Origin of the sequence: Paenibacillus sp. M2 (assembly GCF_046713495.1) — a bacterium.
Classification (GTDB): domain Bacteria; phylum Bacillota; class Bacilli; order Paenibacillales; family Paenibacillaceae; genus Paenibacillus; species Paenibacillus amylolyticus_B.
This window is the reverse complement of record NZ_CP169648.1, coordinates 4,094,555-4,109,964: the sequence shown is the minus strand read 5'-3', so window position 1 is coordinate 4,109,964 and position 15,410 is coordinate 4,094,555. Positions and strand designations below refer to the sequence as shown.

The 15,410-nt window shown below is 44.4% G+C and carries 13 protein-coding genes; 11 read left to right on the top strand and 2 right to left on the bottom strand.

Features of this window, described 5'->3' with window-relative positions:
• Positions 1-51: 51 nt before the first annotated feature.
• Entirely contained in the window at positions 52-693 is a 642-nt protein-coding gene (locus ACETMN_RS18410; protein ID WP_210108458.1) for a thiamine diphosphokinase, read from the bottom strand.
• A gap of 182 nt (positions 694-875) precedes the next feature.
• Here ACETMN_RS18410 and ACETMN_RS18405 point away from each other — a divergent pair, with 182 nt between their 5' ends.
• Entirely contained in the window at positions 876-1,577 is a 702-nt protein-coding gene (locus ACETMN_RS18405) for a trimeric intracellular cation channel family protein (RefSeq protein WP_091020735.1), read from the top strand.
• Between the two features lies 1 nt (position 1,578).
• Entirely contained in the window at positions 1,579-2,049 is a 471-nt protein-coding gene (locus ACETMN_RS18400; RefSeq protein WP_411734860.1) for a low molecular weight protein-tyrosine-phosphatase, read from the top strand.
• 165 nt (positions 2,050-2,214) lie between these two features.
• On the opposite strand, the gene ACETMN_RS18395 is transcribed toward ACETMN_RS18400, so the two are convergent.
• A complete protein-coding gene (locus ACETMN_RS18395) occupies positions 2,215-2,949 on the bottom strand; it encodes an alpha/beta hydrolase-fold protein (RefSeq protein ID WP_210108456.1) in 735 nt (244 codons plus the stop codon).
• Between the two features lie 256 nt (positions 2,950-3,205).
• On the opposite strand from ACETMN_RS18395, the gene pdhA reads away from it, so the two are divergent.
• From pdhA to ACETMN_RS18350, 9 genes are all read left to right on the top strand, one after another.
• Positions 3,206-4,273, top strand: a complete 1,068-nt coding sequence (pdhA, locus tag ACETMN_RS18390) for a pyruvate dehydrogenase (acetyl-transferring) E1 component subunit alpha (protein WP_017688072.1) — start codon at positions 3,206-3,208, stop codon at positions 4,271-4,273.
• 101 nt (positions 4,274-4,374) lie between these two features.
• Entirely contained in the window at positions 4,375-5,352 is a 978-nt protein-coding gene (locus tag ACETMN_RS18385; protein ID WP_076210115.1) for an alpha-ketoacid dehydrogenase subunit beta, read from the top strand.
• Positions 5,353-5,528: 176 nt separating this feature from the next.
• On the top strand, positions 5,529-6,848 hold the full coding sequence (locus ACETMN_RS18380; RefSeq protein WP_192131093.1) for a dihydrolipoamide acetyltransferase family protein: 1,320 nt from the start codon (positions 5,529-5,531) through the stop codon (positions 6,846-6,848).
• 3 nt (positions 6,849-6,851) lie between these two features.
• A complete protein-coding gene (gene lpdA, locus ACETMN_RS18375) occupies positions 6,852-8,267 on the top strand; it encodes a dihydrolipoyl dehydrogenase (protein ID WP_036613658.1) in 1,416 nt (471 codons plus the stop codon).
• A gap of 505 nt (positions 8,268-8,772) precedes the next feature.
• A complete protein-coding gene (gene thyA, locus ACETMN_RS18370; protein ID WP_091020739.1) occupies positions 8,773-9,567 on the top strand; it encodes a thymidylate synthase in 795 nt (264 codons plus the stop codon).
• Between the two features lie 50 nt (positions 9,568-9,617).
• Positions 9,618-10,106 carry a dihydrofolate reductase gene (locus ACETMN_RS18365; protein ID WP_036613663.1) on the top strand — a complete coding sequence of 163 codons (489 nt, stop codon included), beginning with the start codon at positions 9,618-9,620 and terminating at the stop codon, positions 10,104-10,106.
• Between the two features lie 616 nt (positions 10,107-10,722).
• Positions 10,723-12,210 (top strand): glutamate synthase subunit beta, encoded by a 1,488-nt coding sequence (locus tag ACETMN_RS18360; RefSeq protein ID WP_091020740.1) that lies wholly within the window; start codon positions 10,723-10,725, stop codon positions 12,208-12,210.
• Between the two features lie 223 nt (positions 12,211-12,433).
• Positions 12,434-12,925 (top strand): Fur family transcriptional regulator, encoded by a 492-nt coding sequence (locus ACETMN_RS18355; protein ID WP_036613667.1) that lies wholly within the window; start codon positions 12,434-12,436, stop codon positions 12,923-12,925.
• Positions 12,926-13,050: 125 nt separating this feature from the next.
• Positions 13,051-15,390 carry a type IA DNA topoisomerase gene (locus ACETMN_RS18350; protein ID WP_091020741.1) on the top strand — a complete coding sequence of 780 codons (2,340 nt, stop codon included), beginning with the start codon at positions 13,051-13,053 and terminating at the stop codon, positions 15,388-15,390.
• Positions 15,391-15,410 lie beyond the last annotated feature (20 nt).

Sequence of the window (15,410 nt, the reverse complement as noted above, 5' to 3'; positions counted from 1 at the left end):
AATCACTGGTTACAAAAACGTAATAAATAACTATAAAGCATACGAGTAGATTCAATCTTTGCTCTGAATAATCAGTAATAAGCCACTATCAATAGTGACTGTACCGGAGGAGCCTAAGAGCTTGTTGCTTACACCCAGGGATTGCCCCATGCGAATGGTAGCTTGAACTAGCGGATACATAAAACCATCTAGAGTTATTCCTGCAACTTCATGAGTCAAGGGCAGCAGAGAAACATATTTATAGTCTCGGTGCTCAACCACAGCTTTGGAAGTTGTCAGTGTCATGTAGTTGTGTTTGTCCTGAATGGCACAGGAGATATGATGTTGCATCGCGCGAACCATGATATGTACATTAGCGAGAGTGTGATCCATACGTGTACCTGTAGCACCTAACATTAGAATGTGAGAAGGTTCGTAATCTAGCGCTGTCTCAAAAGCCATTTCTGTATCAGTAAGATCCTTATGAACAGGGTCACATGTAATGAACCGAATGCTATTGTTGCTTACAATGATACGTTCCTCTTCAGTAATGGAGTCGAAGTCTCCAACTGCAATGTGAGGCTGAATGCCGTGTTCAATTAAAAATAATGCACCGCGATCGGCCGCGATGATCATATCATCTTCTCGTATTTCCTGAAGTAATTCTACAGATAAGTTTCCGCCTGTAAAAATAACTATCCGTTTCACCGTCATTTTATTTCATCCTTCCTAATTCAGAGAAAAATAGTTCATTGTTCAAATATAATGTTGGAACCTGTACAAATATATTCACCAAACCAGTATAATCCACAAAATGTGGTTGCACAATTTCAGTGCTCGCGGATACAATGGGTAGAGCGACATGGAGATGACTTGAAAAGTGAGGTTTGAACAGGTTGGACTTACACATTTTTGAAGTATTCAGCATTATAGGCACTATCGCATTTGCAATGTCCGGTGCCTTTGTAGCAATGGAAGAGGAGTATGACATTCTGGGTGTACTAGTGCTTGGACTTGTCACGGCATTCGGAGGCGGGATTATCCGGAATGTACTTATAGGTATACCTGTAACGACACTGTGGAGCCAGGGATCACTTATTATGTTAGCCTTAGTATCTGTAGCGATTGCGTTTATATTACCTCTCAAGTGGATTAGTCACTGGAAGCGAACAGAGGCGTTGTTTGATGCAATCGGACTCGCAGCATTTGCAATTCAAGGGGCGCTGTACGCTGCGAACATGGGACATCCCATTAGCGCAGTTATCGTTGCAGCAGTAATGACCGGTATTGGTGGGGGCGTTATTCGTGATGTGCTTGCTGGACGTAAACCGCTTGTATTGCGTGACGAAATTTATGCTGTATGGGCAATGACAGCTGGTTTTGTCATAGGTATGGGCTGGTTAACAACGAATGCTGGATTATTATTTTGTTTTGCGGCAGTTGTGTTCTTCCGGATGTGTTCTGTACATTATAAATGGAAACTGCCACGTCGTTCGCTCGTACCATCTGAGACCGGGAACGTCAGTCATCAGCCGGAGAGCATCGTGACACAGCCAACATCGTCGGTACTTCAAGGTACGTTAAGCAAGGGGGATTAATATGATTAATGTTTTGTTTGTATGTCTGGGCAATATATGTAGATCACCAATGGCTGAGGCCGTTTTGCGTCACAAAGTCCTGGAGAAGGGGCTAGAACACCAGATTCGCGTGGACTCAGCGGGTACAGGCGACTGGCACGTTGGTAAACCTCCACATGAAGGGACTCGGAAATTGCTGGATTCGTACCAGATTTCTTATGCCAACATGGCAGCGAGACAATTCGCCAGCGAAGACTTTACTCAGTTTGATTACATTGTGGTTATGGATAATTCTAATGCAGATAATGTACGCAATGTTCCAGGCGGAGCTGATGCGGACATCATCAAGTTCATGGACATGCTTCCTGAGGAAAAACTCAGAGAAGTACCTGACCCATATTACACAGGCAATTTTGAAGAGGTGTACGAGCTGGTTAACGCAGGCTGCGATGTTCTGTTGAAAAAGATTGAAGCCGAACATTCCTTAGCCTAAAAAGTAAACGAAATTCATGCTTAATTTGTAATTCGACAAAGAAGCAGGATTAGAGCACTTAAAGCAAGCAGGATATCCTGCTTCTTTTTCAGATTACAATTGTAAGCGGTATCATTACGGTGGAAAACAATAGCGGCATTTCAGCCGCCTGTTAGTGTGGTCCTGTTATCTTTCCTGGAGAAAATAAAGTAATGCTTCGGGCAATTCCTTCTGCCAAAAACCCCATTGGTGTTTTCCGTCTTTCTCCTGGTAGGAGACGAGGGCACCACGTTTTTCCAGCAATTCTCGAGTATCCCGGTTTAATTGAACAAAATCATACGTACCCGTGTCTGCCTCAAAATCAGTCTCCTGCAAACCAACAATCATCCAGATCGAGAGCCAAGACAGATCTTCAGCTGCGGCATAGATTTCCTGAGAAGCAGAGTAGAAGGCGCCAGACATGCTGATCACACGTGTGAACAGATCCGGATATAACAGAGCAAGATGAAGCGAAACACTGCCACCGAGCGAGTCTCCGGCAAGAATGCGTTCCTGCGGAGAACGGCGCACAGGATATTTCTCTTCTATATAGGGAATAATCTCTTCAGCGAAGCAAGCGGTATATGCCTTGAACCGATCTCCAAATGGAGCATATTCCTGCGTTCTCACAGACACATCGACCTGAACCCCTACAATAATGAAAGGTTCTGCTCCTTCGTCCAGAATAATTTGGTTAGCTGTTGTAGCAATTCGTCCGAAATTAAAAAATTCTTCGCCATCCTGACAATAAACGACAGGGTAGCTAAGCAATTCGTTATAGCCCGGAGGAAGGTAAATACGGAGCGTTCGCTTCTCTTCGAGATAACGACTTTCAATCTCTTCCTTCACAATCGTGCGTTTCAAATAGCGGGAATCCGTCATAAAACGTCACCTTTCTCGGTTAATTTTTTGCATTCGACCGCGCAATACGGTAAGATTACCCTTGTGCGGGGTTAGGTCAAACACGCAATCATGTATTATGCTGTTATACCAATATTAAGCCCCTGTTATACATACAATCCGGCAGGAAACATAAAAAAATTACGGATTTCTTTGACGTATGGAGTGAAACAGGTGTATAATAATATTATAACAGCGGAACTTGATATTCAAATTTTTTGTTGAGGTGAAGAAAAAAATGAGCAAGGTTCCTTATGAAGTGTATACAGAGGATGTAGAAGCTCTGTCCGTGCTGTCTCCTGACGGCGAAATTGTTAACAAAGACATGATGCCTACACTTTCCGATGATCAATTAAAAGAAATTATGTACCGCATGGTATTTACCCGTACTTGGGATGACCGTGCAGTAAACCTGGGCCGTCAAGGTCGTCTTGGTTTCTATGCTCCAGTATCTGGTCAAGAAGCTACAATGGTTGGTAGTGAATTTGCAATTGAAAAAGAAGACTTTGTATGTCCTGGCTATCGTGACATTCCGCAACTCGTATGGCATGGACTTCCTCTTTATCAAGCATTCTTGTACTCCCGTGGACACCAACATGGTGGACAAATTCCAGATGGCGTTAATGTATTGATGCCACAAATCATCATTGGTGCACAAATTCTGCATGCAATGGGTATCGCTATGGGTTACAAATTGAAGAAACAAAAACAAGTTGTTATCACGTACACAGGTGATGGCGGTTCTTCTGAAGGTGACTTCTATGAAGGTCTGAACTACGCTGGTGTATACAAACTGCCTGTTATCTTCTTTGTACAAAACAATGGTTATGCCATCACAACTCCTTTTGCTAAACAAACAGCAGCTCTGTCCATCGCTCACAAAGCGGTAGCAGCAGGTATCAAAGGTGTTAAAGTTGACGGTATGGACATCTTCGCTGTTATCAAAGCTGTTCAGGAAGCTGCTGAACGTGGACGTAACGGAGAAGGCGCAACATTGATCGAAGCAGTAACTTACCGTTTCCGTCCTCACTCCCTTTCGGATGATGCTTCCAAGTATCGTACAAAAGAAGAAGAGGCAGAATGGTCTGCTAAAGATCCTATCGCACGTTTCGCTAAATATCTGGAGAAAAAAGGTCTGTGGACTGAAGAAGATACAGCACGTGTGAAAGAAGAAGCAAAAGCTAAAGTGAACGAAGAGATCAAAAAAGCGGAAAAAACCGAGAAAATGACGATTTCAGGCTTGATCGACAGCATGTTCGAACAAACGCCTAAGCACTTGGAAGAGCAAAAAGCTGATTTCCAATAAGTTTTTTCCGATAAAGCATAAACATCCGCGACTTTAATGTCCCGGTATACATGTACGAATTCAAATGTGAACTGTCAATGTTTAAGGAGGAAATGAAGCAAATGGCACAAATGAACATGAAAGAAGCAATCCGTGATGCGCTTCGCGTGGAGTTGAAACGTGATCCTAACGTTCTGCTTTTCGGTGAAGACGTAGGTAATGTAGGCGGCGTTTTCCGTGTAACGGAAGGTCTGCAAAAAGAGTTTGGCGAAGAGCGTGTATTTGATACACCACTGGCTGAGTCCGCTATTGGTGGTCTGGCTGTAGGTCTGGGTGTTCAAGGCTTCCGTCCGGTTGCTGAGATCCAATTCGTTGGTTTTATCTTCGAAGCCCTTGACCAAATGGTAGTGCAAGCTGCTCGTATGCGTTTCCGCTCCGGTGGAAAATACAATTCTCCAATCGTATTCCGTACACCATTCGGTGGCGGTGTAAAAGCGGCAGAATTGCATACAGATTCCCTGGAAGGTCTGCTAACGCAAACACCAGGTATCAAAGTCGTTGTTCCTTCTAACCCTTACGATGCAAAAGGTCTGATGATCGCTTCTATTCGCGATAACGATCCTGTATTCTTCATGGAGCACTTGAACCTGTACCATGCTTTCCGTGCAGAAGTGCCTGAAGAAGATTACGTTGTTGAGTTGGGTAAAGCGAACGTTGTTCGTGAAGGTTCTGATGTAACAATCATTACTTACGGTATGATGGTTCACACTTCTGTGAAAGCAGCAGATGAACTCGAAAAACAAGGAATCAAAGTTGAAGTTATCGACCTTCGTACGGTTAGCCCGATCGACATCGATACTATCGTTGCTTCCGTTAAGAAAACAAACCGTGCAATTGTTGTACAGGAAGCTCAAAAGAGCGCGGGTGTTGCAGCTGAAGTCATTGCCCAAATCAATGAAAAAGCAATCCTGCACTTGGAAGCACCGGTTCTGCGTGTAGCTGGTCCGGACACTGTATATCCATTTGCACAAATCGAAGATACATGGCTGCCTAACCCGGCGCGTATCGTTGCTGCGGTTAACAAAGTCGTAAATTTCTAATTTAATCATCTGACATGCCGCAAGGCGCAGTATGGTGATTCACACCGCAGCGCAAGCTGCACTGTAAACAGCCATTAGCCCCTTGAGTAACAGTTATTTGCATTAGCAGTAACAGTTGTTTCTTGGAGTTAAGGGTTGTTTTCAGGATTGAGCACATAATCAAGGAGGTTTTTCAGTTGGCTAAATTTGAATATAAATTCCCTGAATTGGGCGAAGGCCTGCACGAAGGCGAAATCATCAAGATGCACATCAAAGTCGGTGACAAAGTAACTGACGACGACATCATCATGGAAGTACAGAACGACAAAGCGGTTGTAGAAGTACCTTGTCCGGTTAACGGAACAGTTACAGAAGTATTCGCTAAAGACGGTCAAGTCTGCCACGTTGGTGAAGTTGTAGCGATCATCGATGCAGAAGGCGAACTTCCTGAGCAAGACGACGCTCCTGCTGGCGATCAAGGCGAGCAAGAGAAAGATGCAGCGCAAGGCGGAGCTGACACAAGCGGTTCTTCTGCAGCAGCTTCCAGCTCGGATGCAGCTAAAGAAGGCGGCAACAACAGCGTTCCGGCAGTACCTGCCAAAGACGTTCTGGCAACACCAAGCGTGCGTAAATTTGCTCGCGAACAAGGTGTAGACATCGCACAGGTTAACGGAACTGGCAACAACGGTAAAGTAACCAAAGAAGATGTTGAATCCTTCAAAAACGGTGGCGGTTCTTCCGCAGCGGCATCTTCCGAAACTCCGGCTCAAGAAGAGAAAAAATCCGCACCAGCAGCGGCTGCAGCTGATCAACACCTTGAAGAAGAGCGCGTACCATTCAAAGGTATCCGTAAAGCGATCTCTAATGCAATGGTTAAATCGGCTTACACAGCACCTCACGTTACAATCATGGACGAAGTGGACGTAACTGAATTGGTTGCTTTCCGTACTCGCATGAAACCAATTGCAGAGAAAAAAGGAACAAAAGTTACTTATCTGCCATTCATCGTTAAAGCACTGGTTGCGGCTTCCCGCCAATTCCCGGCTCTGAACGCTATGATTGATGAAGAAGCTAACGAAATTGTTTACAAAAAATACTACAACATCGGTATCGCTACAGATACAGACAACGGCTTGATCGTTCCTGTTATCAAAGATGCTGATCGTAAATCCATCTGGATGATTGCTGATTCTATCCGTGATTTGGCTGCTCGTGGTCGTGAGGGCAAATTGAGCGCGAATGAAATGAGAGGAAGCACAATCTCCATCAGTAACATTGGTTCTGCTGGCGGTATGTTCTTCACTCCAATCATCAACTTCCCTGAAGTTGCTATTCTCGGAACAGGACGCATCAGCGAAAAAGCAGTGATCAAAAACGGCGAAGTAGTTGCAGCACCTGTAATGGCTCTTTCCCTGAGCTTTGACCACCGTATCATCGATGGCGCAACAGCACAAAACTTTATGAATTATATTAAACAGCTGCTCGCTAACCCTGAGCTGCTTGTTATGGAGGTGTAAGATATGGTAGTAGGCGACGCTTCTCTCAATATCGACACATTAGTAATTGGTGCGGGTCCTGGCGGCTATGTAGCTGCCATCCGCGCTGCTCAACTGGGCCAAAGCGTATTGATCGTAGACAAATCCGAACTGGGCGGTGTTTGTTTGAACCGTGGATGTATTCCATCCAAAGCCCTGATCTCTGCTGCACACCAATATGAGTCTGCACTTCACGGTGAAGCTTTTGGTATCTCTGCTGAGAACGTAAAAGTGGACTTCAGCAAAACTCAAGAGTTTAAAAACGGTGTTGTTAAGAAAATGACTGGCGGCGTAGCTGGTTTGCTCAAAGGCAACAAAGTTGAAGTTTTCAACGGTGAGTGCATGTTCATCAACGAAAACGAAGCTCGTGTATTCAATGACCACGAGTCTCCGCGTTACAAATTTAAAAATGCAATTATTGCAACAGGTTCCCGTCCAATCGAACTGAAACCTTTCCCGTTTGGCGGACGTATTCTGTCTTCGACAGAAGCTCTGAACTTGCCTGAAGTACCAAAAAGCATGATCGTTATCGGTGGCGGATATATCGGTGCTGAGCTTGGTCAAATGTACTCCAAATTCGGTGCGAAAGTAACAATCATCGAAGGTTTGGATACAGTACTGCCAGGTTTCGATAAAGACATGACTAGCCTCGTGGCTAAAAACATGAAGAAAACAGGCATCGAAATCGTAACGGGTGCAAAAGCTGAAAGTGCTGAGCAAACGGATAAAGATGTAACTGTTAAGTACTCTGTAAATGGTGAGTCCAAAGAAGTAACTGCAGATTACCTGCTGGTAACTGTTGGACGTCGTCCAAACACAGATGGAGAACTTGGTCTCGACATGATTGGTGTTGACGTTGACGAGCGTGGATTTGTCAAAGTTGACCACCAAGGTCGTACCAGCATTCCTCACATCTTCGCTATCGGTGACATCGTATCTGGTCTGGCTCTGGCACACAAAGCTTCTTATGAAGGTAAAGTGGCTGCTGAAGCAATCGCAGGACAACCATCTGTAGTTGACTACAAATGTATGCCAGCTGTTGTGTTCACAGATCCAGAGTGTTCCAGCGTAGGTTACACTGAGAAAGAAGCTAAAGAAAAAGGTTACAAAGTAAAAGCTGGCAAGTTCCCTTATGCGGGTAACGGCCGTGCTGTATCTTTGAACCACGCTGAAGGCTTCGTGAAAATCGTAGCTGACGAAGAAAGCGGCCTTGTATTGGGTTGCCAAATCGTAGGTCTGGAAGCTTCCAACCTGATTGCTGAGCTTGGTTTGGCAATTGAGATGGGCGCTACTTTGGAAGATCTGGCTCTCACAATTCACGCTCACCCAACTTTGGGCGAAATCGTGATGGAAGCTGCGGAATTGGTTATGGGTCACCCGATCCACATCATCTCCCGTTAAGATCATCTAAGTTTCGGATCCGTCCGGCATTATACGTATATCAGAAGAGACGAATGACGTTAACGCGTTATTCGTCTCTTTTTTCTGAGCAAGAGCCGAGAAATTTAAGATACTCATGTATGTAATATGATGAAAATTTACACGCTCACAAGTTTTAGTGAATTGATTTTATCCAACAACTTAATTGTGGTACACTGTAGTAATGATCAGTTATGATGTGGCTCCAAGCCACTCACGGTCTATGTATTTAGTATTTAAGTTAAATTAATCTTTTACACGAGAACGTAGAGGACAGAAAGAACCTGAAGAAGCGGAGCTAAAAGCTTTCTGAAAGAAAGCTGCATCGGAAGCATACGCTTCGCCTTTATCACCGGATTTTACCTTTGGAAAAGGAAATCAAAAAAAATCTGGGGATAACAGCGATCGGAAGGTTGTTCTGTCATCGGAGTGGTAAGTGTAAATAATCTTTAGTTTAGTACGAATAAAAGTGTGAGGAGATATCAACATGAAAAACTATCTCGATTTATTGCAGGATATTCTGAACAACGGCGTGCATAAAGGAGACCGTACAGGAACAGGAACACAATCTGTATTTGGCAGACAGCTCCGTTATGATCTCTCCGAAGGATTTCCGCTGGTAACAACCAAGCGAATTCATCTCAAATCGGTTATTCATGAACTGTTGTGGTTTTTGAGTGGCGATACCAATATATCTTATTTGAAAGAAAACGGTGTGAAGATCTGGGACGACTGGGCGGACGAAAATGGCGACCTCGGTCCGGTATATGGTTCACAATGGCGTACTTGGGAAGCACCTAATGGGGAGAAGATCGATCAGATCTCTGCAGTCATTGATTCGATCAAAAATAATCCGGATTCGCGTCGTCACCTTGTCAGCGCATGGAATGTGGCTGAGATCAACCATATGAAGCTTCCACCTTGTCATTTTGCGTTTCAGTTTTACGTTGCAGAGGGTAAATTATCATGTATGCTTACGATGCGTTCCGTAGATACGTTCCTCGGATTGCCGTTTAACATCGCGAGTTATGCGCTCTTGACTCATATGATCGCGCAGCAATGTGACCTTGAGGTGGGTGATTTCATCTGGTCTGGTGGGGATGTTCACATCTATTCCAACCATGTTGATCAGGTCAAAACTCAGCTGGAGCGTGAACCTTATGCTTTACCTAAGCTGGTAATCAAACGTAAGCCGGATTCTATTTTTGATTATAAGTTTGAAGATTTCGAGTTTGAGAACTATCAGCATCATCCGGGCATTAAAGCTCCAATTGCAGTCTAATTATGTGTTCAATCTCGACAAGAGACTTGGATTGAAGGAGTGTATTACCCTTGAGTATTGAATTGGTATGGGCAATGGGGGAGAACGGCGTGATCGGATTAAATAATTCGATTCCATGGCGTTTACCCAAGGATATGGCCTTTTTCAAACAACGTACATTAAACAAAACGATTATCATGGGACGTAATACGTGGGAATCTTTTGGCGGTAAGCCGCTTCCTCAGCGTCGTAATATCGTAGTGACAAGAGATCTGAACTACAAGGTGGAACAGGCTGAAATCGTACATACGATTGAAGAGGGTCTGAGTGTAACCAAAGGTGAGGAACTGTGCGTAATTGGGGGTTCCCAAGTGTATCGTGAGTTCCTGCCACTTGCAGATCGTCTTGTGGTGACCAAAATTCATGAGAATTTTGAGGGAGATACGTTTTTCCCTGAAGTGGACTGGTCCGAATGGGAACTGATTGAACAGATTGAAGGCGAACAGGATGAAAAAAATGTTCATGCGTATACATTTGAATTTTACGAACGTAAACGGTAAATGTGGCATAAGAAATTCCTGACTTCGGTCGTATTTGTATGATGAGAGGCGCTGATTGCGAAATATTCGTGAACAGCGTCTTTTCTTTTATAAAAAAAAGAGTCACTTGTTTAAATTGGAATACATATAACATTAATATAACATGATTAATTGGTATTTATGTATAATATACATACGACCAAGTATTAAACAGTAAAAAAGTGTAAAAGTTTTGAGGTTTTAACGTTGTGAAGCCCTAAAACGAGTCTGATATTCGGAATTGAGAACGATTTATAGCAAAATATGTTGGATTTGATGATAAATTATCTAACATTCACTTAACGTTTCGACATTTTGTTTCTTTAACACACACCAGATTCCGCAGTACAGAACCGCATTTAACACCAAAATAAGGGTATTGACCATGGGTAGACTTGAAAGATATGATGTATAAAATACAAATAATTATGCGGATAATCCATTTAATATTCAGTACAGTAAATGCTACTATAATTGAAATATCTTCGAGAAGATTTTGTGATACAATAGACAAAAACTCAAGTAATGAGTAATCCATTTCATATAGAACCATGCACATGAAGGGATTAAGACAAGAACGGATGGGGGAAAACGTAAGATGTCTACACCTACTGGATTTATGGAATACAAACGTCAACTGCCAACAGATCGTGAGCCAGCGGAGCGGATTAAGGATTGGGAAGAGTTTCATAAACACATGGCTGAAGAAGAGCTCAGAACACAAGGTGCACGATGCATGGATTGTGGTACCCCGTATTGCCATACAGGTATAGATATGATTGGTGGCACGTCAGGTTGTCCCGTGCATAACCTGATTCCAGAATGGAATAATCTTGTATATCGCGGACTGTGGAGAGAAGCACTTGAACGCCTTCACAAAACGAATAATTTCCCAGAGTTTACAGGTCGCATCTGTCCAGCTCCTTGCGAAGGATCATGTACAGTTGGCTTAATTGGTCAGCCTGTAACCATCAAAACGATTGAAGAAGCAATTATTGAAAAAGGTTTCGAAGAAGGATGGGTGGTTCCGGAGCCTCCTGAAAAACGTACGGGTAAACGTGTAGCTGTGGTAGGTTCAGGTCCAGCGGGACTAGCTACTGCGGCTCAGTTGAATAAGGCAGGACATTCGGTAACCGTATATGAGCGTTCGGACCGTGTCGGCGGATTGCTGATGTACGGTATCCCAACAATGAAATTGGATAAAAAGGTAGTTCAACGTCGTGTTGATCTGCTCGAAGCAGAAGGCATTCAATTCATTACGAACACCGAGATTGGTAAAGATATTGCAGCACAACAACTGGTGGATGAATATGACGCTGTTGTATTGTGCGGTGGTGCAACGAAGCCGCGTGAATTCAATATTGAAGGCAGCGACTTGAAAGGCGTTCATTACGCCATGGATTTCCTGAATGGCAGCATTAAGAGTTATCTGGACTCCAATCTGGAAGATGGTCAATATCTGTCCGCTAAAGATAAAGATATTATCGTCATTGGTGGCGGTGATACAGGATCTGACTGTGTGGCTACATCGCTGCGCCATGGTTGTCGTACGATCACTCAATTCGGTACGCATACACAAGCGCCTATGGAACGTGATCGCATTAACAACCCTTGGCCGCAATTCCCGAACGTATACACACTTGATTATGCGCAAGAGGAAGCCAAAGCGTTGTTTGGTCAAGATCCGCGTGAGTTCTCCATCATGACAACGAAATTTGTCGGAGACGATGAGGGGAACCTCAAAGAATTGCATACAGTACAGATCGAGCGTATTGTGGATGAGACTGGTCGCAAGATTTATCAGCCGATTCCAGGTACAGAGCGTGTATTCCCGGCTCAGATGGCCATGATTGCCATTGGTTTTGATGGACCGGAACAAACGTTGGTAGAGCAACTGGGACTTGCAACAGATCGTCGCACAAACGTTAAGGCACGTTACGGCAAATACAACACCAATGTGGATAAAGTATTTGCAGCAGGTGACATGCGTCGTGGTCAAAGCTTGGTTGTATGGGCAATTAATGAAGGCCGTGAGGCTGCTCGTGAAGTGGACAAATACTTGATGGGTGCTTCGGTTCTGGTGTAGAACAAGATATCATTGACAACCTTCGCGATCAGCGAGGGTTGTTTGCTGTTATTTTAACCAATTTGACTACATATTTCATGTAAGTGTGAGCAATATCATTGCTTTTTAAGTGATAAAGATTTATTATTATATTATAATGATTATAAATAAGGATTAACTGAAACCATGAATTCGTACGATAAACGTAAATTTCAATGAATATAAATCGGAGGTGCGACCTGCTATGGCAAGTAACCGGGACAAGTCCATTTCAGAACAAATCTTTCACATTAAAAATCAATTGGTTGAAAAAGGATATAAGTTAACACAACAACGGGAAGTTACTGTACGTGTATTGCTTGAACATGAAAAGGATCATTTTAGCGCAGAGGAAGTATTTCTCCTGGTTAAGGAGCAGTTCCCTGAGATTGGATTGGCTACCGTATACCGCACTCTCGAATTGCTGAGTGACCTTCAGGTCGTTGAAAAGATTAACTTTGGTGACGGTGCTGCACGTTTTGACCTGCGAAGTACAGACGGCTCCCATCACCACCATCATTTGATCTGTACAGAATGTGGTAAAGTGGAAGAGATTATGGAAGATGGTCTGCTTCGTTTGGAACAACAAATCGAGCGTCAGTATGGCTTTGCTGTTACGGATCATCGTCTGGATTTCCAGGGTGTATGCAAAGAGTGCAGACAAAAACATGTATTAAAAGAACAAGCAGCAGGATAATTCATTTCGGGAAGGTGCTCCCGAATCCAAAATCTGATATAATGAGTTTCAGAAGCAAGGGGCTTCCGTCGGCGGAATGCCCCTTTTTGCCGTCATGCGGACGGTGAAGGAGGAGAGATGGACGGATGAAGACACTGGTTATAGCGGAAAAACCCGACATGGGTCGAACCATTGCCGCCGTCATAGAACCAAAGGCCAAGAACAATCGCACGTATCTGGAGGGTGAGCATTACATCATCACTTGGGCGATAGGGCATTTGCTTGGACTGGCTGAACCGGATGCCTATGATACAAAGTACAAACGCTGGAATATAGCGGACCTGCCAATCATACCCGATCAGTTCAAGATTGTACCCAATCCGAGGACAAAAGATCAGCTTAAAATGATTGGAGAACTGGCAAAACGGGCTTCAGCGATCGTTAATGCTTGCGATGCAGGGAGAGAAGGTCAGTACATCTTCGCCCTCATACAACAGCAATTGAAGCTGCGTCAGCCTGTAAAGCGTTTATGGATATCGGATTTGACAGCAGAGAGCATTAGACGTGGTTTTGATGGTCTGAAGGATGCCTCTGAATTTGAAAATCTGACCCATGCTGCTCGCGCCAGAAGTGAAGCCGATTGGCTGATCGGAATGAATGCCTCACGGGCGTTTACAACCCGCCATAATGCATTGTTGTCTGTAGGTCGTGTTCAGACGCCGGTACTCGCGCTAATCTATGATCGTGAAATAGAGATTGAAGCGTTCCAGTCACAGACCTTTTATGAAGTAGCTGCCTGGTTTCGGCAGGAAGGTGTCGAGTACCGGGGACTGCGTCAGGGAGATAAGTTGACCGATGCGGAGGCAGCAGAGGCCATTGCAGCCAGTGTGAAGGGCAAGACAGGGCAGATTACCAAATACGAAGCAAAGCAGACGAAGGAGTATCCGTATCGTTTGTATGACCTGACCCTTTTACAGCGTGAAGCCAATGCCAAGTTCGGATATGGTGCCAAAAAAACACTGGATATTGCACAGGCCTTGTATGAAAAACACAAGGTAATTTCGTATCCGCGGACAAACTCTAACTATGTTACTGAACAGAATATTGAAGGTATGCACAAAACACTAAACCTGCTTAAAAATGGTACCTATAGTGAGCTTGCGCAAGGGGCCAAGCCAGAGCTTGTTCATAAGAATAATAAAGGGGTATGTAATCCGAGCAGGGTTGAGGATCACCATGCGATCCTACCTACTTTGAAGCGACCAGGTACCTTATCCAAGGATGAGCAGAACATCTATGATTTGATTGTCAGACGTTTCTTGTCTCACTTTTATCCTCCGGCGGAGTATAAGCAACATACCGTGCTCACCGAAGTGGAGAAACATCAGTTTAAGACATCTGTCAAGGAGCTGCTGTCCCTCGGATGGAAAGTGGTTCTTGGTTCTGGAGATCAGGAACAGAGCGGTGCAGGCAAGAAAAAGACCAAGAAAAACGGCAATGAGGATGAGGAAGCTGAAGAGTGGACGGACAAGGCTTTTGCTGTACAACCTGAATTGCCTGTTCAATGTACGAAGAGTGAGTTCAAGGAGAAGGCGACCCAGCCTCCCAAAAGTTATACCGAGGGAACATTGCTGAAAGCGATGGAGAGTGCAGGCAAGCAGATTGAGAATGAAGAGCTGCGAGATGCGATGAAAGATAGTGGTCTGGGTACTCCGGCTACACGTGCGGCTACAATTGAACGCCTCAAAAACGTAGGTTACATTACGCTGCAAGGGAAGAAAATGCAGTTAACGCTCAAAGGCAGAACAGCTATTGAGTTGATTCGCCGTGCGGGTGTAGATCTGTTAACTTCACCTGAGATGACCGGGCAATGGGAAAGAAGATTATATCAGATTTCCAAAGGTGAGGCGGGTCAGGACAAGTTCATGGAGAACGTCAAGAAATTCACCTTGTCCATCATTGAGAAAGTGCGTGTACAAGCTCCTGCTCCAGCAGATGCTTTTGGAGAAGATTCACGGGCAGGCAGGGGGAAAGGCAAGGGAGCCAGAACCCAAGCCAGCAATACAAGGACATCTGCCAAGACGGCTAGTGGCAGTTCAACTGTAAAAACGTCCCGTCAGACTTCGACATCTTCGTCCAGAGCTGGCAGTGGGAAAAGCACGACCACCAAGGCACCTTCCTCAACTGCTAGCCCAACCGGAGTGAGAGAGTTACTGGCACCTTGTCCTTCTCCCGGCTGTACGGGTCAGATTATAGAGGGCAAGAAGGGTTATGGATGCTCACGTTTCAAGGAAGGCTGTTCATTTGTGGTCTGGAAAGAGTATGCAGGCAAGAAAATCACCAGTACGATGTTAAAATCGCTGATTGAGAAGGGCAGTACCCAAGTACTGTCGTTCAAACGAAAAGACGGGAGTACGGTGAAGGCACGGATTATTTTGCAGGACGTAGTAACAGGCAAGTTATCTGGTGAGAAACAGGATGCTTGATGTTAGTTAACAGTTAACAT